The organism is Singulisphaera sp. GP187, from assembly GCF_900129635.1.
Lineage (GTDB): Bacteria > Planctomycetota > Planctomycetia > Isosphaerales > Isosphaeraceae > Singulisphaera.
Genome location: NZ_FSRB01000003.1, coordinates 364,331 through 389,354 on the forward strand (window position 1 = coordinate 364,331; position 25,024 = coordinate 389,354).

The following is a 25,024-nucleotide window of genomic DNA, read 5'->3' on the forward strand; positions in this document are numbered from 1 at the left end:
TCGATGGAACCGTGCCCTTCAAGTCTTCGGCCGGCATCGTCCGCGTCGAACTCCCAAGAGAGTCGACACTTCCTTGTGGTCTCTAAAAGACAGCGGACAGGTTACCCCGTTACTCTCCAGTCCGCAAGCAAAAACTCGACTCCGCGAGGAGACGACGACCGAGCAAGCGATCGATCCCTCTTGATGAGCCCCCGATCGACAGCCCACCCGCGCTCGCCCGTCTGCCTTCGAAGCAGGGAATCGTTTCGGTCTCGAGAATTTTCTCAGCGAACCGGCGCCGCCCGCGAGTTAGGATGCGAGACGGACCTCGATCGATCCAGGAAACCAAAGGGTCGATTCGCTCTCACCCACATTCCGGAGAGTTTGAATATGGACTTGAACCGTCGCCAGATGCTCCTCGCCACGGGCGCCGCCATGATCGGCGCGGGATCCATGTCCCGCGTCCTCGCCGCGGGGGACAAGGGAAGTCCGAAAAAAGTGCTCTTCTTCACGAAGAGCGCGGGTTTCATCCACCCGGTCATCGACCGCGTTGGCGACAAGCTTTCCCTGGCCGAACGAATCCTCACCGAGATTGGCAAGGAACACGGCTTCGAGGTCGTCGCCACCAAGGACGGACGGATGTTCGACCCGGACAAGATCGGTCAGTGGGACGCGTTCGTGTTCGAGACGACGGGCGACCTGACCGTTCCCGGCACGGACAAGACCCCGCCCATGTCGAAAGACGGGAAGGCGGCCTTCCTGGATGCGATCCGCCAGGGCAAGGGATTCGTCGGCATGCACTGCGCCACCGACACCTTCCATAGCCCCAAGGACGGCCCCCTCGATCCTTATATCGAGATGATCGGTGGCGAGTTCATCGTCCATGGCGACCAGCAGCATACCCGGATCCTCGTGACCGACCCTGCCTTTCCCGGCGCCGGTGCGTTCGGGTCATCGTTCATGATCAAAGACGAGTGGTACGCGCTCAAGAATTTCCCGGACGACCTCCACGTGATCTTGGTCCAGGACACCGAGACGATGGAGAAAACCAAAGGAGGGAACAAGGCGTACGACCGACCGAATTTCCCCGAGACCTGGGCCCGGATGCATGGCAAGGGGCGAGTCTTCTACACCTCAATGGGCCACCGCGAAGACGTCTGGGAAAACCCGCTCTACCAGGGCCTCTTGATTGGCGCCTTGAACTGGACCACTGGCAAAGTCGAGGCCAGCGTCGAGCCCAACGTCACCAAGGTGACGCCCGGCTACCTCAAGTATCCGAGCTAAATGCAACCGCGAGAGATGCCGGGTGGTCAATGACCACCCGGCATCTCTCGGGCTGAGACAACGCACCAATCATATCCGCGATCGGCCGACACGACTTGCGAGCTCATCCTAAAAAAGCATTCAAATCTGCAATTCTCGATTTGCAAGATGAGCACGGATCAAGGGGCCTTCGCCTCATAGACCACTTCGCCATCGACGACGGTCATGACCACCTTGGCCCCGAGCAACTCGAGCGGCTTGACCTGGAACAGGTCGCGGTCGACGACCGTCAGGTCCGCCTGCATCCCAACCTTCAAGAGCCCCAGCCGATCCTCCTCGAAAGCGGCGTGGGCTGACCCCGCGGTGAACGCGCGAAGGGTTTCCTCGAGGCTCATCTTCTGGTCGGGATGCCAGCCCGACGCGGGCTGACCCTTCTCGTCCTGACGTGTCAGCGCCGCGTAGATTCCGTAGAACGGGTTGACCACCTCGACCGGAAAATCGCTCCCGAAGGCAACGGGCACGCCGCCGTCGAGAAACCAGCGCCAGGCATAGGCTCCCGGAGCTCGGTCCGGACCGAGACGCGCATCGGCCCAACGCATGTCGTCAATCGCGTGCGACGGCTGCATCGAAGCGATGACCCCGAGCGCAGCGAACCGGGAGACGTCCGCTTTCCGAACCACCTGGGCATGCTCGATCCGGAGTCGCGGATCCTTGGCGGTAGGCACCGCGTCGCGCGCTTGCTTGTAGCTGTCCAGCACCAGCCCGATTCCGCGGTCTCCGATCGCATGCGTGGCGATCTGCCAGCCGTGGTGAAGCGCCTGCTCGGTCGCCGCTTCATGCAGCTTGGGATCGATCAGGAGCAGCCCCTTGTTGCCGGGATCATCACTGTAGTCCGCGTCGAGAAGCGCTCCCCGCGACCCCAATGCCCCATCAATAAAAAGCTTGATGGCGCGGAATACGAACCGGGCCTTGGGACCGGCGGCGATCGGCGGGTGACTGGCGAACTCAACAAGCTGCCTGTCGGGAACCGAGGCCATGCCATAAACACGAAGCTTGAGCTTGCCCGCCCGGTCGAGCTCGCGATAGGCCTCGGCCATCGGCAACGAGACGCCCGCGTCATGCACGCCCGTCAGGCCCGCCTGAAAAACGAGCGCCTGCCCCCCCAAGATCCGCCGAGTGAGGTCCGCTTTCGAGTCACCGGGTCGGTGTCGCGAGACCAGGCCCATCGCCCCGTCGATGAAGACGCCGGTGGGGTCTCCGTTCGCGTCGCGAATGATCTGGCCGTCGGAGGGGGCCTCCGTCGCGCGATTCACCTTGCCCCGCCGGAGCGCTTCAGAGTTCGCCCAACCCGCGTGGCCGTCGACCCTAACCAACCAGACGGGGCGATCGGGCGCGATGGTATCGAGCGCCTTGGCGGTCGGAAAGTTCCCCCCCGGCCAGAGGCTCTGGTCCCAGTTCTGCCCGACCACCCAGGAGTCGCCGGGATGAGCTTCCATCCATGCTTTGACGCGTCGAACCACTTCTTCGAGAGAGTCGACACCGCGGAGGTCGAGCTCCTCTCGGCTCGCGCCAAGGTCGCAGAGATGAGCATGCGAGTCGACCAGCCCTGGGGTAGCAAACGCGTTGGGACGATCGATGACCTGGGTATTCGGGCCGCGGAAGGCGAGCACTTCCTCAGTGGTCCCCACCGCAACAATCGCGCCGTCGCGAGCGGCCAGGGCCTGGGCCCACGGTCGTTCCCGATCGCCGGTCCAGATTCGGCCGAGTGTGAGGATGAGGTCGGCGGGACCGTCCTTGGTCAAGCGGAGCGCCCGACCAGGAAGTTTCTTGTTCGGCTTTCCATGCGCGATCACGGCCACCCCGTTCACGAACAGGTGATCCACGCCGGGCGCGTACCGGGTCGGGTGGTCGAACGTGGCCGCATCGCGAAACGTCTTGGGATCGAAAACGACCACGTCGGCATAGGCGCCAGTGCGAATCACGCCTCGGTCGGCCAGGTGGAGGATCTCAGCGGGCAGCCCCGAGCACGATCGGACGGCCTTTTCGAGAGTCATCACCTGGTCGTCGAGGGCATAGCGAATCTTGCGCGGGAAGGTGCCGTAGGCGCGGGGGTGAGGGCTGTCCGTGCCGCTCGGGACGTGGGTCGAGCCGTCGGAGGCGGTCGCCACGAAGTCCTCTTTCATCACCTGGCGGACATCCTCTTCGCTCATCCCGAAGCTGATTGCCTGGGCCCCGCCGTGACGTTGGACATCGAGCACGACCTCCAACACGGTCGTTCCTTCCTGCTGGGCAATGGCCACGAGGTCACGGCCCACTCGCGTCGGCTTGGGCCCATATCGCGCGATCCGGACCGAGGCCCCTCCGTTGCGCTTGTCGAGCGCCTCCTCGATTCCGTCGCGGAGTTTTTTGCCGCGGACCGGATCGGCCGCGATCCGAATAAAGTCGTCCGTAGTCCCTTGCAGGGCCCAGTGCGGGACGACCATGGCCGCGAGCGAGGTGCTCGACGCCACATAGGGATACTGGTCGGCCGAAACCGCCTGCCCCGCTTTCCTGGCCTCGGCGATCCGCTTGCAGGCCTCGGCCGTCAATCCCCAGCTCGACTTGCCCGACGCTTTCAGGTGGGAGACGTGGACCGGAATCTTGGCCTGGCGACCGATCGTGAGCGTCTCGTCGATCGACTCGAGCAGTCCGTCCCCTTCGTCCCGGATATGGCTGGCATAGAAGCCACCGTGCTGAGCCACGACCTTGGAGAGCTCGACCAACTCGGGGATCTCTGCATAGCGGCCGGGCAGGTAAATCAGGCCGGTGGACATCCCCCACGCCCCGTCCTTCATCCCTTGCTCGACGATCCGCTTCATGCGATCGAGCTCGCGATCGTTCGGCGCGCGGTCAACCTTTCCCATGACCGAGGACCGGACCGCCCCGTGCGGGATCAGGTGGATCACATTCGTCCCCGCGCCGCGATCGTCCACCGCATCGAGATACTTGGCTACGTCGAGCGATCCGCCGCCGCAGTTGCCGGTCACGACCGTCGTCACCCCTTGGGTCTGATAGTTCACGTTGCCGCGCTTGCGGGCCTCGAGAATCGCGCCGTCGGAGTGAGAATGAAGGTCGATAAACCCCGGCGCAACCACCTTTCCCGAGACGTCGAGCGTCTTCACGCCGGGAGCCACCGAAAACACGCCGACCGCCACGATCCGGTCCCCACGAACCGCGACGTCGGCCCTTCGTCCCGGCGACCCCGTGCCATCGATCAGCGTCCCCCCCTTGAGGAGCAGATCGGCGACGATGGCGTCCCCGTGCTTCCCCGGCTCCTCCGCACCCTTTGCTTGCAACGACGCAAGCCCGATCATAGTCGACAGAACGAGTCGCCTGAGCACGTCGTTATTCCTTCCTCGTCGCATAGCGATCGCGACACGATCCCCTGGATTCGTCGCTCCCCTCTGAATGGTCATGATGACCAGGAGTGATCGAAAAAACCAGGGTCCGAACCGACGGCTCGTCCTCTGAGCATGTCTCAACCCAAGGGCTTGTGCCCTGGGGCGAGAGCGGTTCACCCTCGGGTGGTCCACGTCCGGGTGGCTGGGGTCCACCCGTTCGAAAATCGCTCGCACCCGATCACGCTCGACCTCTCGAGGGCGGTCGGGTACGAAGGATTAACGGCGGCACCCGGCCACTCAGATCTGCGACTTCTGGTGGGAAGCACGCAGTTGCCGACGCCGCGGAGAAAACGACCGAGCGAACAAACCCGAACCCGGCTCGCTTGAATCGAGAACCGGCCGCTCTCGCCGGCCGTGAAGCCAGGTCCCGATCGCCCCGTAGCGCACCAGGCTATGATATGAGGCGAAGCCGATCGACAGAGTGCCGAGCAGCGTGACCGGCATTTTCCAGACGGCGTGCCCGGGAATGAGATAGAGGTCGCCCTGGATCAGGCCGAGGACCGGCATATGGACCAGGTAGATCCAGTACGAGCTGTCAGCGAGGTAGCTCAAGGTCGGATTGGCGTGGCGGAAGATCCGGTGGGCCGCCCCGATGGCGCCGAAGACGATCAACCAGGCGAACAACGCACCGAGCACGGCCAGCGCGAGGGCATCGGCCCCGTGCAACGGAGCGACCCGATCCCGGCCCAGGAGCCACGCCCGTCCCACGAAGATGGGGACCGACATGGCGAGATACCACGGGGCAGGCCGGGCAAGCCGTTCGAGATCCGCTCGCAAACTATACAAGCCCACCCCGACGAGGAAGAAGCTCGCGTGGTGCAGCAGCTTAATCGGATCGATGAAAAAGGAGTTGTGGCGGTCCAGCACCGCGTCGATCCCAACGTGTTGGCGGCTGATCCAGAGCAAGACGGTCGTCGGCACCGCGAGCACGAACGGACGCCAGCGCGACCCCAAGACGAGGCTCGTGAAACTGCGGAGGGTGGTCGGATCCGTCCTCCGGCGCTGCAGCCACCACTGGAAGAGACCGAACGCCACCAGCATGACAATGAGGTATTCCAGGAACCAGAGATGAGCCGTGCCGAACTGCTCCGACCGGAGCGCCGGGTCGCGGAACCGCAGCCGGATGGCCTGCCGCCAGGTACAACGCCCTGAAACCAGCCAGCCGTAGACCCAGGCAAGCAAGCAGGCGGGGAGCACCGTCGGGACCGCCACCAGGAACGGGACGGCGACCCGCTTCGCCCGGTTCTCGAGAAATTTCCGCAACCCGCGCGTCTCGTACAAGAGTGCGGCGAAGAACCCGGCGATCGTAAAGTAGAGCGGGTTGGAGACCCCCATCGACCACCAGCAGAACCAGTCGATGACCGGCGTGGTGGGAGCGTCGCGGACACACCAGAGGACACCCGGAATTTCCCGCGTGACATATCCGAGTGCCGCGTGCAACCCGACAACCAGAAACATCGCCATCCCGCGCAAGCCATCGAATGCGTGATACCGAGGCTTGGGGGCGTCCGAAATCCGATCGACGATCTTCGCGTGAACCGGCGTGGGGCGTGCCCCGCGACTCCTGAGCTCACGCCGGCCCTTGATTCGCTCTACGGTCATACCTGTTGATCTCGCAACGGTCTCGATCCGACAGCGAGTTCTCGGCGCCGCAAGACGCCGACGAAGGCCGCATGGGTCCCTCTCTAGAGATCGTCCGGCGGACAGGGAATCCTGGAGGATTTCAGTTCACTTGCTGACTTGATTGGGCCGTTTGTGAGGGTAGCGCCTGAAAGTGCGTCAACAGAGCCTCGCAACTCCCAATGCCTTAGGCTTGCGCAGCGCATAAACCGGCCCCGGACAAGCTGTCCGGGGCCGGTTTAAGATTCCAACACAATCACAGGACGATCCAAATAACCTGTTTAGCCGAATAAACCTGCTGATTCGTCATCATCAAGGAGAGAATTACGACAAATTCAACCGACAGAACTGGGGATTTGAATCCGCTTGCCTCGAGCTCTTCCCCACTCAGACCGACGACGGCACTGACTCTTTCTTGGGGCGAAGACGACGTCGCATCCGTTCGCCCAGAGTCAGGCAAGCGGGCAGGAGGACAAGGTTACCCAAGGTGCTCCCCGCGGTGGCGATGCCGACCATCGTCCCGAAGGTTGCAAACGGCGCGAACTCGCTCAGCCAGAGCGCGGCGAAGCCGACGGCGACCGCCAGGCTTGAGAGCAAGACCCCGGGGCCGGTCACCGCGTAGCTGTCGAACAGGCTCGTTTCGAACGGATTCGATGCGCGTTCCTTGCGGAACTGGAGCAAGCAATGGAAGGTGTCGTCCACCGAGAGACCGAGAGCCACGCTGGCAACCAGGGCGGTGGCCATATCGAGTTTGATCCCGAGCCAGCCCATCAGGCCGAGCACGAAGGCGACCGCCAACAGGGTGGGCATCATCGCGAGCGCGGCCAGGACAGGACCGCGAAGCGCGATGGTGAGCATCAAGAGGATGCCGGTCACCGACCAGAAGAATGTGTCCCACTGCGTGACGATGATCGATTCCGTCGTCTTGGTCATCAGGTAGGACAGGCCGGTCAGGGACACGTCGGGCCCGAACGGTGCCTGAGCGCGGTGGATGGCGGCTTTAAACAAGGCCGCCTTCTGAGGGGCGGGCTGCTGCTCGCGGAGTCGGATCATGAGCCGTGCCTGGCCCGTCTCCTGATTCCAGAACCCTTTCAAGAGCTCGGCCTGCGGTGAGGATGCAATAAGGTCGAGCTTGGTCGCCAAGGTGCGATCGGCCGCCTCGCCGGGAAGCGCGGCGAGGCGTCCGTCGGGATCGAGCACCGTCGCCACCGAGATCACGTTCGCGGCATCCTCCGCACGACCGACCCGGATCGATGCAACCGCGCGTTCGAGCGCCGTCAACCGCTCGAGCGACTCGCGGCCGATCGTCTTGCCCACGGGCACGATCAACTCGACCAGGCCGATGCCTCCCAACCGCGCTTCCGCGGCATGGTAGTCGCGGACCACCCGGGTCGCGGGCCGAAACAAATTGATGTAGTTCGACTCGTAGCGCAGTTGTGTCATGCCAGCGGCGAGCGGCAACACCACGGCGAAGACGATGATGACGATCGCGCCCGGATGGCGGTAGACCCGTTCGGTCAGCCGGGTCATAGCGGCCGACACCCACGAGGAGGACCCGTAACGGACGGGAATCTCCAAGGGGATCGGCGGGAGCATCGCGATCGGCGAAAGGACCATCACTAGCACCGCGGCCAGAAGCGTGCAGGTGCCCAGGATCACGCCGAACTGGCGGATCGGAACGACGTCGCTCGTGGCGAGTGCGCCGTAGCCGATTGCGCCGGTGACCGCACACCAGAAAATCGGAATCCAGACGGCCGACAAGGCCGACCGCGCGGCAACCCAAGGGTCGGCCTCTTGACGTCTTGCTTCGCGAAAGTGAATCGCCAGATGGCTCGCGGCCGGCATCGTCAACACAATGATCTGCGCGACCAGCGGCCCCCCGGAGAGCGCCAGCTTGATCTGGAAGTAGGCGAGCAATTCCTCGGTCGCCAACCAAACGAACCAGCCGGACGCGATCGGCACGAGCGCCCACCAGATACTCCGAACGGCTGAGAGGGTCACGAAGCCGATCAAGAGCATTCCGACCACCGCGAGCCGGCGGCCGTCGACCTCAATGCTCCGGAAGCCATCGGCCAGGAGCACCGGGGGACCGACCACCGCCGGCCGTTTGAGTCGGTGGCTCGAACCAAACCGATCGGCGGCCGCGCGGAGGGCCTCGACGGTCTGGACCACGTCGTGATCGATCGTTTTCCGCAGGCGAACCACAACCGCCGTAGTCGTGCCGAGCCCATCGATCAAGGTGCCGCGGAAGAGGGGGTGTTTCGTCAGCCGAACCCGAAGCGCCTCGCGTCCCGCACGGTCGGCCGAGCGTACCGCGCCGGCCACCGTGAGCGGGTTCGACTTCAGATCGACGTTCTTGAGGCTCTTCTTGGCGCGATCGATCGCAAGGTTCCGCGCGAACGCGGGGAGTCGATCGAGAGTCAGCAGCAGATCGTCGATCACCCAGAGCTGGGGCATCGCGTCGAGCGACTCGACGCGCAGCACCCCTGGGATCTTCGTCGCGTCGACTGCGGCGGCGAGCTCCGAGACCCGGTCCATTCCGGCCGGGGTCAGGAGTTCGGGGTCGTCGTAGACGAGGAAGACGAAGTTGTCGTCGCCGAAGGTCCGGGCCGCCTTCTGATAGGCGAGCATCGCGGGATCATCATCGGCGAAGAACGAATCGATTGACTGCTCGTACGTGACGCGATGGCCAAAGACGATGAGAAGTCCGAGCAGCAACGCGACGGCGGCGAACGCGAAGTAGCGGGCCTTGAGCAAAACTCGAATCACGGCGAATCAAATCTCTCGGGCCAAAAGGAGGCTGAGCCAGTCGCGGATCCCCGCGACCCCTCCCTTGAGGTCCTCGATTAGCCGATCGAGAAAGGGAGAAGCTGTCGCACCCCAGTGTAGTCGAAACTCTTGAGGAGAATGTAGGTGCTGTACATGGCGACAGCCGAGATTGCGAAGAAAGCGACCCAGGTCAGGATGTCGCTGAGGAACGACGCCGAGACCCGGTTGTCGGCGTCGCGCTGCTTTAAATAGAGCGTGGCGCCCGCAATCAAGGGCAACAGCAAGCTCTGCGCAATCCCCCCAATTTTAATCAGTCCCTGAGGCTCCCGAAACGCAAAATATAATCCGAGCGCGAGAATCGGGTAGATGACGCAGAAGGCGCGGACCGTGCGATCGCGTGCGGCAACTCCGTTTTGCCGCCAGACCCCGCTGAGGTCGAGGAAGTCGGCCGTCAGCCGGCTATTCGCAGCGGTCGCCACGTAGAGGGTCTTGAACAGGACCGCCCAGGCACCGAGCAGAAAGCCAACTCGGGTCCAGTTCCGCATCCCGGCCAGCGCCGTTCCTTCGAGCGGTTGGAGATACATCCGCGACAGCGTCGGGATCATCTCCGGTCCTTTGGGGTCGAGCCCCTGGGGATGGAGCACCGCGGCTCCAAGTAAGTAGAACGCAATCGTGGCGACCGTGAACACGACCATGCTGAACCAGGCGTCCAGTTGCATTACCCGGGTCCAGCCTCGAGCGCGATCGGCCCAGCCCTGGTCGGGCGACCGCGGTCCCACCGCGCGGGCATAGCCTTTTTCAATGCACCAGTAAGGATACGCGAACAGCTCGGAGGCCCCGACACCGGTGATCCCGAATGCCGAGAACGCCAGGGCGATCGCCATGGGGGGAACCGAGAGTTCCATCCCCTCCTTGAGGTTCGCGACGCTGATCCGAAAGCTGGTCCATTGGAGGATCAGGACGCTGGCGACCGTGAAGAGCGTCACCAGGGCCACGAGGATCGTCGTGATCCGCTCGAGCCGTTTGTAGCCTCCCGAGAGCAGCAGGACGATCGCCGCCAAGGTGGTGAGGGTGGCCCAGAAGTGTTCCTGACGCGTCGCGAGAAAGGCGCCGAAGGCCGGCGAGAGGTGGCCGGCGAAGCTCGCCACCGCGCTTGAGGCGTCGGGGAAGGCCATGTGGGCCGCCTGGCCGACGGTCCCTTCCATCGCGGCGATCTGGGCCTGGGTGGCGAGCATCATGAACAGCCAGAGCCAGCAGAGCCACGACGTCCCGAACCGAGGGCCCGGCAAGGTGTCAAACGCGGCAAGCGTCGTCCGACCGTGGGTGATCGCGTACCGGCCGAGCTCCACCTGAACGAAGACCTTGATCAAGCAACTCAGGAGGATCAGCCAGAGGAGGCTGAACCCCGCCTTGGCACCGAGGCTGGTCGTGTTGATCAACTCCCCTGTGCCGACGATCGACGCGGCGAGGATCAGGCCGGGGCCGATCTGTCCGAGTGCTTTCAGAAGCGTTCGGGGCGGTTCCTGAATCGCGTCCGGGGGCAACGCGTAGGGGTCAATCCGGGATGAGTCGTTCATGCGTTGCGCCACTTCGACGGGAGTCGATTGCACGACCTAAAAGGTTGGGATGGCCGCCATCCTACGGGGCTTGCCCCTCCGTTTCCAACCTGTCACCCCAATTCACCGAACATTTTTTTGCCCTCGCGAAGCAAACGGCATGTGAGGGGCAGGGGGGACGTGGGCGGGATGCTGTCCGTTCACGATCTCGCTCAGGTGCCCGAGCAAGCGATCGCGAAAGACCGGAAGGGCCAACGCCTCGGCACGGCGGCGGGCCAGTGCGGGGTCGTGCGGCCGGCCTTCCGCCTCCCAGGTGTCGATCGCCTCGAGCAGGGCTTCGGCGGTCGGCGTAACGTAGGTCCGGCCGACGGCCCCATCGACCGTTTCAGCCACGCCCCCAAGGCCCAGGGCAAGCACCGGAGCGCCGCAGGCCAGGGCCTCGATCGGCACGATCCCGAAATCTTCCTCACCCGGGAACAGCAAGGCACGACACCGGCGATAGTGGTCGCGGATCACGTCGTCGGGCTGCCAACCGAGGAACCGTACTCCGGGTCCGGCCAGCTTTTCGAGCCGCGTTCGTTCCGTCCCCTCGCCGATCACGACCAATTCACGGCCCGAGCGGCTACAAGCGAGAATCGCTTGCTCGGTTCGCTTGTAGGGCACGAGCGCTGAGACGCAGAGGTAAAAGTTTTCCCGCTCCTCCGACCCGGGCGCGTAGAAGTCGGTGTCCACGGGGGGGCAGATCACCTGGCTCTCACGTTGGTAATAGAGGCCGATCCGCTCGCGCACCGTCTCCGAGATCGACACGAAGTGCGTGACCCCGGCGGCCGAAGCACGATCCCAGGCCCGCATCCGATTGAGCATTGCGCCCGCCAGGGCCCGCCGGATCGGCCGGTCCGACCAACCTTCGAGATAAGCCTCCCGTCCTTGCCAGGCATAACGCATCGGGGTGAAGCAATAGCAAACGTGGGGCACGCCGCGCGGTGGCCGCACTGCCTTGGCCACGCAATGGCTCAGGCTCACGACCAGATCCACGTCGCCGACGTTCCAGCTCCTGGCCGACAGGGGCATGAGCGGAAGCAGCTTGCGGTAATGGCGTAAGACGCCAGGCACGCGTTGGAGCGGGGAAGTCCGGATCTTCATCCCTTCAATCGCCGGGCTCAGAGCGCCTCGACGATGAATGAGCGTATGCAGGGTCGCGTCGGGGAAGGCGCGGCAGAGCACCTCGAGGCATTTCTCCCCGCCCCGCATCCCGGTCAGCCAGTCGTGGACTAGGGCCACGCGAAGCCCCGTCAGCCCTGGAGAAGTCGTCGGCCGGCCGAGACGCGCGGAGACACTGCGGACGCTGGCATCCATGCCTGCCTCCTCGTTCGGGGAATCGAAGGGTACGGGACGCGCGAACCGTAACCGAGATCGCAAAATCCGACAAGGCGGGCTGGGCAGGGCCCGCGAAAACTGGTCCGGTTATTGACGGTCAGGAAAGTCATGTCAGCCGAAGCCGGGTTTCCTTACACTCGAAGGCATGAGAATCAAAGGCTCCCCTCAGGAATTGGAGCACCGACGCCAACTCGCCATCCAGCGTTGCCTGCTGTGGATTGGTGAGGATGTCCGGTCAGACTCGCGACTCCCGAGGCGGTATCGGTGTGAGCGCCCGCTGACGGTATCAGGGCCGGGCGGGCACCGCGTGAAAGAGCGCGGCAAGCCCTTCTGCCATCGTCGGGTGCACCAGGATCGCATCACGCAAGGCCGTGTAGGGCAGGCTCGCGGTCATCGCGGTCTGGACGATCGTCATGACTGCGCCAGCCTCGGGGGCGAACGCGGTGAAGCCCAGGATGCGGTCGCTGTCGGCGGCGACCAGAGTCTTGTAGAAGCCGCGCGATTCGGAGAGCGTCCAGGGGCGTATGAACGCGGCCAAGGGTATCTTCGCCAGCCGGTAGGCAATCCCGCGACCCCTTGCCTCCGACTCGCTCAGGCCGATGCGGGCCAGTTCAGGGTCGGTGAATAGGCAGAAGGGCACGAGACGGCCCGTCGTCACACGGTCGATGCCGGCGAGGTTGTCGCGGATCACGCGGACATCGTCGTCGGCGATATGTGTGAAATGGGGGCTGCCAGCGCAATCGCCCACGGCCCACACGCCGGCGGCCGTGGTCCGCAGCCGTTCATCGACCTTGATAAAGCCCCGGTCGTCCCGTTCGATCCCGGCGGTCTCAAGGCCGATGCCGTCAGTGTTCGGGGTCCGGCCGCTCGCAACCAAGAGGTCCGATCCCTCGATCACGCCGTGCGTCGTGTGCAGCCTTACGGACTCGCCGGATTGCCCTTCCACGCGCGCGACGGGCGTAGCCGTCAGCACCTCGATCCCCTCGTCGTCGAAGAGTTCCCGCAGCGCGTCCGAGACGTCGCGATCTTCGCGGTGGACCAGGGCGTCGTTCCGCTCAATGACCGTAACGCGACTGCCGAAGCGTCTCAGGGCTTGGGCCATCTCGAGTCCGACATAGCCGCCCCCCAAAACGAGGAGGTGCTTCGGGACGCGGTCCAATTCGAGGGCCTCGATGTGCGTCATCGGCCGCGATTCGACGAGGCCGGGGATTGGGTCAATCCGCGCGCGGGAGCCCGTGCAGATCACGACGACTTCGCCGCGAAGGGTGCGCGTACCGTCGTCGGCCGTCACCTCGATCGTTCTCGGCCCGACGAAGCGGCCTTGCCCCTTGACAAGCTCCGCGCCGCTCTCTCGATGCGCATTGACATTACGAGCGACAATGCCATCGACCATCTTCCGCTTGCGGTCGCGGACCGCTGGCATCTCGATTTTCCAGTCGCCCGCGGCGATGCCGAATTCGGCGCTTCTGCGGAAATAGCTGGCGACCTTGGCACCGTGGATCACGTTCTTGCTCGGGGCGCAAGCGATGGTAGGGCAGGATCCCGCGAGATTCCGTCGCTCGACGACCGCCACGCGCTTCCCCTGCGAGGCCAGCGACCAGGCAAAGAATCTGGCCCTCCCGCTACCGAGCACCACCACGTCGTATTCCTCGGGATGCGACACGTTTTTCCCCCTTCGAGTTAATTCCTCGCGTGAATTTCATGCCTTGGCGGCGACGATTTCGATCACGACCAGCAACTCGGGCCGCACGAGCCGGGACACGACACGAAGCAAAAAAAAAAATGGGCCGCGCGGCGCCGACGTATCGCTTACGCGAGCACTCCGTTCCTTGCCTTCAAATTGGGATTTCGCGTCAGCCCGGCGCGAGCAAATGAGACTCTTGAACCTTCACCGCACGAATCGGTGGTAGGCGGATACGGTAGCCAGCACCTCCACGACGAGGTCGCCCGCGGCGCCCGTGACAAGAATGAGGTGCGTCATCGCTCAGCCCTCCCAGCTTTACATCGTCAGCACGACCCGGAAGCGCGCCTTGCCGCTCATCATGCGGTCGTAGGCCTCGGCGGCCTGTTCCAGGGGGTACACTTCGTTCATCGAACGGACACCGGACTGGACGCTGAACGCCAGCGCGTCCTCCGAGTCGATGGCTGTGCCGGCGTACCAGCCCTCGACAGACCGGCGGCCGCCGATGAGCAGGCGCGTGGGTCCGAGCCAAGATCCCTATTCCCTGCCCTTCTCCGGGACTGTCGTTTCCTTGGTGTCGCCGGAGTGCAGGATCACCGCGAGGAGGCGGGTCCTGGTCTTGCCACTCGGATTCCGGGCCACACGGTGCACAGATCCCGACGGTTCGTAGAACGTATCCCCGGCCCTGTATTTCTTGACCGGTTCGTCGTCGAGGGCGTGCTCGTATTCGCCCTCCAGGACGTAGCCGAACACCGGGCCGGTATGGTGGTGAGGAGAATCCTTCTGGCCGGGCTCGAAGGTCACTTCTACCACGGTCTCACTGGCAGCCTTCCCGTCCAGCTTCTCGATGATGTCCCGCTGGGAAAGCTGGGTCACCTTCACTTGACCCTGGCCGGTGTGTTGGACATGTTGGGCGAGGATTTCCCCTCCGACACCGAGGGCAGTTAAGACGGTGAGGAGAAGGCACGTCCGGCTCATGGCAACAATCGTCTTCATCTGTGAGTCTCCGATTGAAACGGGCAACGATGGATTGGCAGCGCCGGCTAGAGCGGTTTGCCTTTGCATTGCGCACCGCGGAGGAAAAGGGGGACTGGCTCCCGGCCCCTGAGCCCTTGAATCGCGCCAAACACTTTGGAGGCCGGGTGCCTTGTATGTTTCACCAGGGGGCGACTCGCCGCGATAGACCGTCAGTGCCTTGGCCATCTTAGGCCGTGGGACAGCTTGGTCGTCGCGGTGAGCTCTCCCGGACTTGAGCCCGAACAGTCGCCCGGATCATTCCGGATCTGCAAGGCAGGGCCACGCCGGGATGTCGTCATCCGGACCTCAAGGAGATCTCTCATGTCAGCCACCCCCTGCTTCGTCGGGATCGACGTTTCCAAGGCCCACCTCGACGTCGCCTCGCGGCCCGATGGGCAGGAATTCCGCTTGGCCAACACGGCCGAAGGGATCGCCTCGCTCGTGGATCGACTCAAACTCCTCGGCCCCACCTTGATCCTGCTGGAGGCCACCGGCGGCCAGGAGTGGGCCGCGGCGGTGGCCTTGGCCGAGGCCAAGTTGCCGGTCCGGATCGTCGAGCCGGGCCGGGTCCGTCACTTCGCGCGATCGATCGGCCAGCACTCCAAGACCGACGCCCTTGATGCGCGGGTGCTGGCCCATTACGCCGACGCCGTCCGCCCCGAGGCGCGCGAACTTCCCGACCAGGAGACCCGCGACCTCCAGGCTTTGCTGGATCGGCGTCGTCAACTAGTGAACATGCGAGTATCCGAGCAGAATCGGCTCCAGCAGGGGCCGACCGCCGCGGTCCAGGCCGACCTGAAGGCCCACATCGCCTACCTCTCCGGCCAGATCAAGGCGATGGACCAAGCCGTCGGCAAGGCGATCGAGGCCAAGGCCGATTGGAAGCTCCGCGACGAGGTGCTGCGGAGCATCCCGGGGGTCGGGCCGCAGACCTCGCGGAGCCTGTTGGGGCTGCTTCCCGAGCTGGGCAAGCTGACCGGCAAGCAGGTCTCGGCGTTGGCGGGGCTGGCCCCGCGTGCCCGCGACAGCGGGACGGTCAAGGGGGCCCGGACGATCTTCGGCGGCCGTGCCGAGGTCCGCACGGCGTTGTACATGGCCTCGGTCTCGGCGATGCGATTCAACCCCGACCTCAAGGCGTTTTACAAGCGGCTCCGCGAGAGCGGTAAGGCGGCCAAAGTCGCCCTGGTCGCGGTCTCTCGGAAGCTGCTGACCATCGCCAACGCGATGATCCGCGACATGACACCATGGACGCCTACAAAAACGTGCGCCCCGGTGTGATCTGCGACCACGCACCTTGACAACAAACACAGTCGCTGTCCCCTTTTTCCGTGCGCCAGCCGGTCGGGAACCGCTCTAACCCGGCTGGACCTGGTCATTCTTTGGATTCAATGATGTGCAAGCCCTGGGTGCCATGGGTTTGGACTCAACCCATGAACCAAAAACCTGGGCAATCGCTCACGGGTTGAGTACAACCCGTGGCACCCAGTGGGCTCTGCATCCCCGCGATCACCCATCAGAAAATCAAAGAAAACCGTGACCAACGGCTTAGTCCGTCACCACGACCCAATACAATAACCACATCTTTATTTCAATCCCTATTGCGATGTAACGGGGGTCGCTGTCTCCGCGTCCTTATGGACGAACGCTGATGATCGTCTTGACCTTGATCCGCTCTGTCGGGTTGAGGATGGACGAACGCTGATGATCGTCTTGCCCTTGATCCGCTCTGTCGGGTTGAGGGCGGCAACGGCGTCGTCGAGGGTCGCGACGTTGCCGATGTTCGTCCGCACTCGCCCGTCACGCGCCCACCGGACAATCTCACTCAGTTGGGCGCGGTCGGGCACGACAACGAAGTCGATCGCCAAGCCGTCGGCGGGCCGTGCCTCGGTCGGGCCGGCGATGGTCACCAGCGTTCCTCCGGCGCGAATCAGGCCTGCGGACCGCTTCGCGATGTCGCCGCCGAGGACATCGAAAACCAGATCGACCCCGCCGACATCTTCCAGGGCGTCGTTATCGAGGTCGACGAACTCCTGCGCGCCGAAGTCGAGCGCCGTCTGACGGCCGGCAGCGCGCCCGGTGCCGATGACGTAGGCGCCGGCCTCACGTGCGAACTGGGTTGCCATCGAACCGACTACGCCGGCCGCACCGTGCACCAGGACGCTCTGCCCCGCCCGAAGGCGACCGTGCTCGAACAGGCCCTGCCACGCGGTGAGGCCCGACATCACGAGGGCCGCGCCCTCCGTAAAGTCAACGTCGCCCGGCAGCGGCGCGAGGTTGCGTGCCTCAACGGCTACATACTCCGCCAGCGTGCCGTCGCGAGTCCAGTCTGTGAGGCCGAACACCCGCTGTCCCACAGACAGTCCCGTCGTTCCATAGCTGAGGGCGGTGACCACTCCGGCCAGCTCGTGGCCGGGGATCGACGGCGTCCGGTCACGGCCGAGGCGATCGACCCAGGTCGAGGGCCACGACAGCTCATCCCCGGTGAATCCCGACGCATGAACCCGAACAACGACATCGCCGTAGTTCGCGCCCGAGAGGCTGGCGAGCGCCCCTCCCTGCGGCTCGGGCCGCTCCACCAGCTTCATCCCGGCCGTTCCGGCGGCCTGATCCGTCACCACAATCGCCTTCATCCGGCACCTCCATCGATGTCTCTATCTGGAATATCGTTGTGAGCGTCGCACGCTGTCCCCCAAGGCTTGCTCGAACGATGCGTCGAGCGCACTGAGGTTGAGGACGGGTCTCGTTACTGACGGGTCCCGAGCGGTTTCGTCGTAAGACTGGTCGCTTCGTGGCACGAAAACACCGCCTGTCGCGTGCCACGGAGCTCGACAACGAGCTGCCTCATTCAAAGAAACTTTTCCAAAGGCAGCCCGATGTCACCCAGCGATCCGACCTATCCGTCCTGGTCGAGATTAAAGTGTGCCGACACGGCAACCCAGGTGCCGTCGCGGCGTGCCCAGTTATCGGTGTAACGGCCCCGGCGCGGCTTGCCGTCTGCCGAGCGGGAGTCAAAGCGCCCATGGATGATCGCGAAATCACCCAGCACGCGGATTCGCACGTCCTCGGCCACAAGCCCGCTGCTCGTCACCGGCTGCGCCGTCAGCTTGAGAAACTCGGCCTTGTCGAGCAGCGAGCCGTCCGGATACGAGCTCATGAAGTCGTCGGCCAAAATCTCCTCGAAACGCTTCACATCCCCATTCTGCACTGCGGCGAAAAAGTCGAGGTTCAGGGCGGTCAGCGTATCAAGATCGCGTTGCGTATTCGCGTTTGTTTGCATGCCTATATCCTTGAGAGTTCGGCGTTTTCTCGTTCAGTCACGAAATGAAGCCCTGATCTTTGACCCGTAGGACTTCAACACGGATTGGGATTTCGCGATGCGGGCCATGATCCGGGTCCCCGACGACTAGAAATACGCCCGTCAATTCTTAAGCACCGGGTATCCGCGGATGTACACCCAATCATCCTTCTTGGCCGGAACGTGGCAGGTCCTGCAGTCAGTTGAATAGTCGGTCGCCACGTTGCGTGCGGGCTCCTTTCCCATGAAGAGGGCCCAGCCCCAGCCGTCGCCCCACAGGTCGTTGCCGGGGAACCGGCCCTTCGCGTCCTTGATCATCACGAACCAGAGCTTGATGTCCGTAGCCCAGTGGGACTGCCCCGTGGTGAGCTTGTCCGAGCCGACCCGCGTGACTTCCTTCACGAGCGTCGCGCCGTCTGGGAACTTGCCGTCGCGGCGATACGCCCGAACGTCTTCCGGCCGCGCATACACGACGTGCATCTCGTCGAGCGGCTTATCCGGTTTCGTGGCCACGGCGTACGTGCCCAGGTGCAGGAAGGTCTCGCGGTAATCGGTCGGCCGCGTAATGGCGCCATCCTTCGTGACGTACGGCGAGAAGCCGGAGATCTTGGAAGCGGGGGAGTCATCCGCAGGTGACGGGTGCGACAAGCCAAGGGCGATCATCGCGGCGAAGAGCACCGCTACGAGCAGGCCGCCGATGTTCTGCCAACGGGGAATGTTAATGAGCATGGTGTGCATCTCCTATTGGTATGCGGGGTGATTCCTCCTCAGAGGAGCGCGGTCCTGCGATGCCCCCGGGTGTGCTTCATTTCGAACGTGCGGCCGCTGCGCGCAAGACGGGGTAGTACTGGCTAAAGACCCAATCCGTCTTGGCGCTGTCCTGGTGGCACTGGTTGCAGGCGCTGGCAACGTTCTTGGACGTCTCCGCCTTGAGCGGGTACTTGTGGCCGAAGCTGAAGTAGGCCCACGAGCCGGGCTCGTCCTTGAAGCGCTTCGAGTCCTTGATGGCGGCCTCGAGGCCGGTGAATTCGCCCTGGAAGTAGCCCATGCCGCTTGCCGCCTCCTTGGCCCCGACGCTGCTGAGTTCTTTGATCAGGACGGTGCCGTCCCGGAACTTGCCGGTTTTCTCGTATTGGGCGAAGCCCTCGGGGTCCATGTAGACGGAGTGGAACTCGGGGAACGTGGCCTCGCCGCCGTTCATGTCGTTGGGGGTAATCACTTCGCCGACGTACACCCACTTGCGATAGTCGACTGGCTGCTTGAGTTTGCCGTCGGCAGTGAACTCGACCAGGGCCGTCTGCCTTTCGGGCGGCTCGGCCTTCACGGCCAGCACGTAAGACAGTCCGGCGATCCCGACCAGGGCCGCGATACCCACGGCCACGTTCGACCTGAATGATCCAAGCATGGTGTTGCCTCATTGCTTTCGGAAAAAAAAATGTTATGCATTCGTCATGCGCCATGTGACGGGTCGCGGGAAGGCTACTCCTCGTCCGCGACGGATCACCCGAAGAAGCTGCGAATCGCCGAAAGGACACCAATCTGTCATCTCGATGACAATGTGGCCGATTTCGGGGAGGCCGATGTTGCGCCCGTTTTTCCCCAGCCCTTTCACTGAGAGTGAGGAGCGTCCAAGAACAGCTTGCAACTTTGCCTCTGGCCTGGCTGCGTAGTCTGGTTCACGCTGCAACCGGCGGCTCCTGGCATACGGCCGGCCGGAGCGAGGCCAGCAGGAATGCCCCGGCCGCCGCCGACCACACCGAGGACGACAGCGGCGGCTCGGCTCCGAGGGCGATCGTCATCGTGACGGCGAACACCACCAACAAGACTCCGCTAGCGAGGGCGACTGCCCGCAGCCGGACGCCCGCCAGGAGGCCGACGGCCAGCGTGACCTCCAGGACGGTCGCCGCCCACCCGGCGACCGGCACCAGGCCGGCGGGCAAATACCAAAGGAGCTCGCCGGTGTAGGCAAGGAACGCGTCGAACCCGCCCCAGGACACCCCGGGCGTGCCGGCCGGCCCCCACAGGCCGAATCGGTCGGCCACCGCCGACAGGAACCCGGCCGCCAGGGCGAGCCGCAGGAAGACGGCCGCCAGGCCGTAGCGAGTTAGCTCGCGGCCAAACGCCTCCACCTGGGAACTCATCGCCCTCTTCTCATGGGTAGTATCTTGCATCAAGGACTTCATCACTGGCTCCTCGGCTCATCTTGGAGCTCTGTCCAGCCGTTTCTCCGGCAGGGTTGCCATCGCGACTCCTTGTTGGAAAGGGAAATGCGAACGCTGTGCCATCTCCCGGAGCGTTACCCGAGCACGGCCGTAACTTGTTACAAACAGCGAGTTTTGGTCAGATCCCCGGCGGAAAGGATGAGCCGGTCCTGTACTCCCGGACCTCCACCGCCACGATATTTCGTGGACGCGTACGGCATTTCGTGGGATCAGCACGCGCGTTCGCCGACCGGGACCTTGTCGGCCAACAAAGGGCGGGAATGTCGCGCGCCACGGCTACGGTTTTGCTGGCAATAGTTAAAATGATGACCAGCCAACCGTCCCGCGAAACGGTGCGTCGATTCGATCATTCGGGGTGGTGTTTTGACTGACTGGGGCCTTCGTCGTCAGGCAGGTGTCCATGGGCGAGACGCGCACAACTTCGACAAAGGCGGTAGAGAAGCGAACTACCCCTAACAACTCCGACGACTCGCTCCGCGGGGTCGTTGAAGAACTCGACGCACTCCGTGTGATCGTCGAGGGGACCGCTCACAGCACCGGCGAGGAGTTTCTTCAAACCCTCGTCCGTCACCTGGCACAGGCGGTCGGTGCGCACTACGCCTTCGTCGCCGAGTTCGCCTCGCCCGAAACCCGTACCCGAGCCCGCACCATCGCCTTTTGGTCCAGAGACGGTATTGCTGAGAATTTCGAGTGGATGCTCGCGGGCACGCCCTGTGAAGACGTAGTCCACGGCAAACTGTGCCACCATCCCTCGGGGGTACGGCAAAACTTTCCCGAAGACAGACTCCTGGTTAAGTTAGGAATCGAAAGTTACCTGGGAGTGCCGCTGTGCGATCCGGAAGGCAAGGTTCTCGGCCATCTCGCCGTCTTCGACGACCGTTCGATGCCGGAGGAGCCGCGCAAGCTGCTCATTTTTCGCATCTTCGCGGCGCGCGCCGCGGCGGAGCTGGCACGCCTTCACCTGGAGTGGGAGCTTCGCGCCAGCGAGGAGCGTCTGCGGGACTTGATATGAAGAAGCCCCGATCGCTTACGTCAAAGAAGACCTCGAATCGCGGTTTATCAGCGCCAACCGTGCCGCACAGCGCATTCTGGGAATCAAGCGGGAAGAGGTGCCCGGCCTGGTGGGGATATCGCTCGTCCCTGACACGCCCGACGCCCAGCGCCGCGTCCAAGAAGCGTTCGCGTCGGTCGGCCGCGGCACGGACACCCGTGGCGCCGTGTTGGAGTTTCGCCGCAAAGACAACGGCAACCCCGTCTGGGTGCAGTGGTGGTCGAAGCCGGAACTCGGCGGCAAATACACACGCTCGATGTTCCTGGACATCACCGACCATGTCCTCCTGGAACAGGAAAAGGCTCGCCTCGCTGCCGAAAATGTCTACCTTCAGGAAGAGATCAAATCGGTTCACAACTTCGACGAGATCGTTGGCGAAAGCCCAGCCCTGTTGGAGACGCTCGAAAAGGTCAATCGTGTCGCCAAGACCGATGCCTCCGTTCTCATCACCGGGGAGACGGGAACCGGCAAGGAACTGATCGCCCGCGCCATCCACTCCGCCAGTCGCCGGCACGATAAACCGCTGATCAAGCTGAATTGTGCCGCTCTGCCCAGCGGATTGGTCGAGTCCGAATTATTCGGCCACGAAAAAGGGGCGTTTTCGGGAGCGATCAGTCGTCGCGTGGGGCGCTTCGAATTGGCCCACGGGGGGACGATTTTCCTGGATGAGATCGGCGAAGTTCCGATCGAGGTTCAGGTCAAACTTCTCCGCGTGCTTCAGGAACGCGAGTTCGAGCGGGTCGGCGGGGCCAAGCCGATCAAAGTCGATGTCCGCGTCATTGCGGCAACCAACCGGGATCTCGTGAAGTTAATCCACGCGGGAAAGTTCCGCGAGGACTTGTTTTACCGCCTGAACGTCTTTCCGATCGCGCTTCCGCCGCTGCGCGACCGGGAGGGGGACGTGCGGCTGTTGGTGCATTTCCTGGTGACCCGGTTCGCGGCCCGCGTCGGCGTGCGGATCGAGTCGGTCGGAAAGGCGTCCCTGGAGCGCCTGAACCGCTATTCCTGGCCCGGAAACATTCGCGAACTGGAGAACGTTCTGGAACGGGCGGTCATTCTGTCACGCGGTCCGACTCTTGAGATCGATCCGAAAGTGTTCGCCTCCACTCCGGCCGATCGTCCTCCGGACGCTAATCCGCCAAGGCTGCCAGGTTCAGAAAACGAGGGTCTGGCTGTACCTGGCGTGCGACTGACTCCACCGCTCGAAAGCCTGGAAGCCAGCACACGAAACCACATTCTGGCTGCCCTTGAGCATACGTTCCGCACATCTCGCCTGCAATTTCTCGGAATTTTCACCTCCTGCTATTTCTGGCATACGCTGATGTATTGGCTCCCGCGACCCGCTCCTTCCATGATCTCCGCCACTGACTTGCTCACATCACGCCTCCTCGTCCCGCCAACCCATCGTGATCGTTCCCCATCGATTCTTCGCTTGTTTCCCATGCAAGGCAATGTCCCAACCGTTCCCTGCCTCCTTTCGGAGTCAAACTTGAGGATTCGCTTTTGACGTAAGTCTTGCGGGCCTAGACTTACGTCAAGGCGTAATTATTTCTGCAAGTCAACAAAATTTTCCACCTTGACCCGCTCGACTCTCGGACAATCATGCCGACGGGAATCACAACCCGACGCCTGTCGCCAATCGCGGGCATGTCGAGGACGATTTGATCCCTCTCGAGGCCATGGTCCATGCCAGAACAAAAACGACCGCGCCAGTCGAATCCCGCTCCCGATCTCAGTCCCGGCGAGGCGGCCCACACCGGCGGTCAGTCCCTCAAGTCCTTCCGGCTCGGCGCCCTTCCCATCCTCGATCGGATCATCCGCCGACTTCGACTGGATGACTTCCTCCGCCAATACCTTCCCCCCGAGGATGCCCGCCAAAAGATCGCCACCTCCACCGGCCTCCTTCTCTTGCTCAAGAACCTTCTCGTCTCCCGTGAACCCATGTATGGCGTCGGCCAATGGGCGAGTCGCCACCCCGCCGAGTGGTTCGCTCTGACCCCGGCCCAACTGCCCCACTGGAACGACGACCGCGTCGGACGTTGTCTCGACCGACTCTTCGACGCCAATGTCCCCTCGTTCACCCTGGCCGTCGCCACCCATGCCGTGGCGGAGTTCAACGTCGCATTGGACGAACTCCATAACGACTCGACCACAATCACCTTCCACGGCGACTATCGCGAGGCGGCCCAAGAGGACCTGATGCGGGGCCAGAAGACCCAGGCCATTACCTGGGGGCACAACAAGGATCATCGCCCTGACCTCAAACAACTGCTCTACGTCCTGACCGTCACTCGCGATGGCGGCGTACCGGTTCACTTCCGCGTCGAAAGCGGGAATACCACCGACGACCGCACTCATCGTGCCACCTGGGACCTGCTGTGCCAGTTGACCGGGCGACGGGACTTTCTCTATGTGGCCGACTGCAAGCTCGCCACCGCCGAGAACATGGCTTACCTGCACCAGCACGGCGGCCGATTCCTGAGCATCCTGCCTCGTACCCGCTCCGAAGATGGCGAATTCCGCGCGTTGTTGTACCAGGACCAGGTGACCTGGAAGCCGATCCATGAGAAGCGGGATGAGAAGGGAGTTCTCCTGGAACGCTACAGCGTGGCCGACCAGGCGACCCTCAGTGCCGAGGGCTACCGTCTGATCTGGTGTCACAGCACACGGAAAGCGGAAGTCGACGCATCATCACGTCATCAGCAAGTGGAGCGTGCGTTGCTGGCGTTGTCGGAACTGCGGTTAAAACTCAGCTCGCCGCGTAGCCGCTATCGCCAACTCGGAAAGGTCAAGGAGGCGGTCGCGGCCATCCTGGAGCCGCGGGACTTGGCCCGGTGGATCACAGTCGAAGTCGTGGAAAAACGGGAGGAAACTTACCGTCAGGAGGGGCGTGGCCGTCCCAACGACAAGACGCGCTACGTGAAAGAGGAGACCGTTCGCATCGCATTGACTTACCGCATCGACCATGTTGCTCTCGCGGCGGAAATGTGCGTCGACGGTGTCTTTCCCCTAATCACCAACGAGTTATTGCTTACTGAGGAAGAATTGCTATTAGCATACAAGCGTCAGCCGGTAATCGAGAAGCGGTTTTCGCAACTCAAGACAGACTTCGAAGTGGCTCCCGTGTACCTGCAGAACGTGGGGCGGATCCAGTCGCTGCTTTGCGTCTATTTCTTGGCCCTGTTGACCGAGGCGCTGCTGGAGCGGGAACTGCGTGCGGCGATGAAACGCGATGGTGTGAAGAGTGTGCCTCTGTACCCGGAAGGTCGAGCGTGCCATCGCCCGACGGCACGTCGGGTGATTGATTTGTTCGAGGAGGTGCAGCGTCATCAGCTGATCGTGGAGGGGCAAGCGCCAGTGGAATTCACGACCGAGCTCTCCAAGTTGCAACGCCAGATTCTGAACCTGCTTGGCATGGCGACGGCCTACGATCGCTGAAATTGCAGGCCGCCGGAAATTCGGAGATAATGAACCAGAGATGTGCGGAACGTAGGTTATAGGGCCAGGCCAACCACACGAGGGCCAGGACGGCGACCACAACAACCGCCAGCAGCCATCGCACCGCGTCCCGCACGCGAGAGCTATTCACGACCGGTCTCTCAAACATCAACAATTCCTATTCGCACAACCTAATCGCAATACAAAATCAACATCCGCTCATTATTCGATAAATTCACGAACCTTATCCGACAACCCCATTTCGAATGCTTCTATCGCCTTTCTTTATAGCTTCGAGCCGTAGACGATGTCGACG

Annotated in this window: 16 protein-coding genes and 2 pseudogenes; 5 read left to right on the forward strand and 13 right to left on the reverse strand. The window is 63.2% G+C overall.

Annotated features, from left to right (window positions below; all coding sequences use genetic code 11):
• The first annotated feature begins 369 nt into the window (after positions 1-369).
• Positions 370-1,263 carry a ThuA domain-containing protein gene (locus BUS42_RS37505; RefSeq protein ID WP_074316331.1) on the forward strand — a complete coding sequence of 298 codons (894 nt, stop codon included), beginning with the start codon at positions 370-372 and terminating at the stop codon, positions 1,261-1,263.
• A 158-nt stretch (positions 1,264-1,421) separates the two neighbouring features.
• Here the strand turns inward: BUS42_RS37505 and BUS42_RS37510 are convergent, their stop codons facing one another.
• The 8 genes and pseudogenes from BUS42_RS37510 to BUS42_RS37545 form a co-directional block, all read right to left on the reverse strand.
• A complete protein-coding gene (locus BUS42_RS37510) occupies positions 1,422-4,622 on the reverse strand; it encodes an amidohydrolase family protein (protein ID WP_074316332.1) in 3,201 nt (1,066 codons plus the stop codon).
• Positions 4,623-4,919: 297 nt separating this feature from the next.
• Positions 4,920-6,284 (reverse strand): acyltransferase family protein, encoded by a 1,365-nt coding sequence (locus BUS42_RS37515; protein ID WP_074316334.1) that lies wholly within the window; start codon positions 6,282-6,284, stop codon positions 4,920-4,922.
• Positions 6,285-6,689: 405 nt separating this feature from the next.
• On the reverse strand, positions 6,690-9,071 hold the full coding sequence (locus BUS42_RS37520; RefSeq protein ID WP_074316336.1) for an efflux RND transporter permease subunit: 2,382 nt from the start codon (positions 9,069-9,071) through the stop codon (positions 6,690-6,692).
• Between the two features lie 77 nt (positions 9,072-9,148).
• Positions 9,149-10,648 (reverse strand): Nramp family divalent metal transporter, encoded by a 1,500-nt coding sequence (locus BUS42_RS37525; RefSeq protein WP_074316337.1) that lies wholly within the window; start codon positions 10,646-10,648, stop codon positions 9,149-9,151.
• Between the two features lie 102 nt (positions 10,649-10,750).
• Complete coding sequence (locus BUS42_RS37530) at positions 10,751-11,983, reverse strand: glycosyltransferase (protein ID WP_074316339.1); 1,233 nt, start codon at positions 11,981-11,983, stop codon at positions 10,751-10,753.
• Between the two features lie 307 nt (positions 11,984-12,290).
• Positions 12,291-13,667, reverse strand: a complete 1,377-nt coding sequence (locus BUS42_RS37535) for a dihydrolipoyl dehydrogenase family protein (protein ID WP_074316341.1) — start codon at positions 13,665-13,667, stop codon at positions 12,291-12,293.
• A gap of 336 nt (positions 13,668-14,003) precedes the next feature.
• Positions 14,004-14,195: pseudogene (locus tag BUS42_RS46845) on the reverse strand (alcohol dehydrogenase); the annotation flags it as partial.
• Positions 14,196-14,222: 27 nt separating this feature from the next.
• Positions 14,223-14,681: a cupin domain-containing protein gene (locus tag BUS42_RS37545; RefSeq protein WP_254054071.1), complete on the reverse strand. Its 459-nt coding sequence runs from the start codon at positions 14,679-14,681 to the stop codon at positions 14,223-14,225.
• Positions 14,682-15,023: 342 nt separating this feature from the next.
• Here BUS42_RS37545 and BUS42_RS37550 point away from each other — a divergent pair, with 342 nt between their 5' ends.
• Positions 15,024-15,980 carry an IS110 family RNA-guided transposase gene (locus BUS42_RS37550; protein ID WP_074307685.1) on the forward strand — a complete coding sequence of 319 codons (957 nt, stop codon included), beginning with the start codon at positions 15,024-15,026 and terminating at the stop codon, positions 15,978-15,980.
• Between the two features lie 410 nt (positions 15,981-16,390).
• Here BUS42_RS37550 and BUS42_RS37555 read toward each other — a convergent pair.
• The 5 genes and pseudogenes from BUS42_RS37555 to BUS42_RS37575 form a co-directional block, all read right to left on the reverse strand.
• Positions 16,391-17,332: pseudogene (locus tag BUS42_RS37555) on the reverse strand (NADP-dependent oxidoreductase); the annotation flags it as partial.
• 263 nt (positions 17,333-17,595) lie between these two features.
• A complete protein-coding gene (locus BUS42_RS37560) occupies positions 17,596-17,979 on the reverse strand; it encodes a nuclear transport factor 2 family protein (RefSeq protein ID WP_074316343.1) in 384 nt (127 codons plus the stop codon).
• Between the two features lie 141 nt (positions 17,980-18,120).
• Entirely contained in the window at positions 18,121-18,726 is a 606-nt protein-coding gene (locus BUS42_RS37565; protein WP_074316344.1) for a cytochrome P460 family protein, read from the reverse strand.
• Positions 18,727-18,802: 76 nt separating this feature from the next.
• A complete protein-coding gene (locus tag BUS42_RS37570) occupies positions 18,803-19,402 on the reverse strand; it encodes a cytochrome P460 family protein (RefSeq protein ID WP_074316346.1) in 600 nt (199 codons plus the stop codon).
• Between the two features lie 271 nt (positions 19,403-19,673).
• Positions 19,674-20,138, reverse strand: a complete 465-nt coding sequence (locus BUS42_RS37575) for a DoxX family protein (protein ID WP_074317509.1) — start codon at positions 20,136-20,138, stop codon at positions 19,674-19,676.
• A gap of 481 nt (positions 20,139-20,619) precedes the next feature.
• Here BUS42_RS37575 and BUS42_RS43340 point away from each other — a divergent pair, with 481 nt between their 5' ends.
• From BUS42_RS43340 to BUS42_RS37590, 3 genes are all read left to right on the forward strand, one after another.
• Complete coding sequence (locus BUS42_RS43340) at positions 20,620-21,231, forward strand: GAF domain-containing protein (protein WP_074316348.1); 612 nt, start codon at positions 20,620-20,622, stop codon at positions 21,229-21,231.
• A gap of 46 nt (positions 21,232-21,277) precedes the next feature.
• Positions 21,278-22,777, forward strand: coding sequence for a sigma-54 interaction domain-containing protein (locus BUS42_RS37585; protein ID WP_254054121.1), 1,500 nt, complete (start codon positions 21,278-21,280; stop codon positions 22,775-22,777).
• 179 nt (positions 22,778-22,956) lie between these two features.
• The gene (locus BUS42_RS37590; protein WP_083670021.1) at positions 22,957-24,708 is read left to right on the forward strand and encodes an IS1634 family transposase; all 1,752 of its coding nucleotides are present in this window, start codon (positions 22,957-22,959) and stop codon (positions 24,706-24,708) included.
• The last annotated feature ends 316 nt before the right edge of the window (positions 24,709-25,024 follow it).

What these genes read in the sequence shown, in the direction of transcription:
- BUS42_RS37505 (WP_074316331.1), top strand. Translation starts at nt 370, where the DNA reads ATGGACTTGAACCGTCGCCAGATGCTCCTCGCCACGGGCGCCGCCATG.
- BUS42_RS37515 (WP_074316334.1), bottom strand. Translation starts at nt 6,284, where the DNA reads ATGACCGTAGAGCGAATCAAGGGCCGGCGTGAGCTCAGGAGTCGCGGG.
- BUS42_RS37525 (WP_074316337.1), bottom strand. Translation starts at nt 10,648, where the DNA reads ATGAACGACTCATCCCGGATTGACCCCTACGCGTTGCCCCCGGACGCG.
- BUS42_RS37530 (WP_074316339.1), bottom strand. Translation starts at nt 11,983, where the DNA reads ATGGATGCCAGCGTCCGCAGTGTCTCCGCGCGTCTCGGCCGGCCGACG.
- BUS42_RS37545 (WP_254054071.1), bottom strand. Translation starts at nt 14,681, where the DNA reads ATGAAGACGATTGTTGCCATGAGCCGGACGTGCCTTCTCCTCACCGTC.
- BUS42_RS37550 (WP_074307685.1), top strand. Translation starts at nt 15,024, where the DNA reads ATGTCAGCCACCCCCTGCTTCGTCGGGATCGACGTTTCCAAGGCCCAC.
- BUS42_RS37560 (WP_074316343.1), bottom strand. Translation starts at nt 17,979, where the DNA reads ATGCAAACAAACGCGAATACGCAACGCGATCTTGATACGCTGACCGCC.
- BUS42_RS37565 (WP_074316344.1), bottom strand. Translation starts at nt 18,726, where the DNA reads ATGCTCATTAACATTCCCCGTTGGCAGAACATCGGCGGCCTGCTCGTA.
- BUS42_RS37570 (WP_074316346.1), bottom strand. Translation starts at nt 19,402, where the DNA reads ATGCTTGGATCATTCAGGTCGAACGTGGCCGTGGGTATCGCGGCCCTG.
- BUS42_RS37575 (WP_074317509.1), bottom strand. Translation starts at nt 20,138, where the DNA reads ATGAGTTCCCAGGTGGAGGCGTTTGGCCGCGAGCTAACTCGCTACGGC.
- BUS42_RS43340 (WP_074316348.1), top strand. Translation starts at nt 20,620, where the DNA reads ATGGGCGAGACGCGCACAACTTCGACAAAGGCGGTAGAGAAGCGAACT.
- BUS42_RS37590 (WP_083670021.1), top strand. Translation starts at nt 22,957, where the DNA reads ATGCCAGAACAAAAACGACCGCGCCAGTCGAATCCCGCTCCCGATCTC.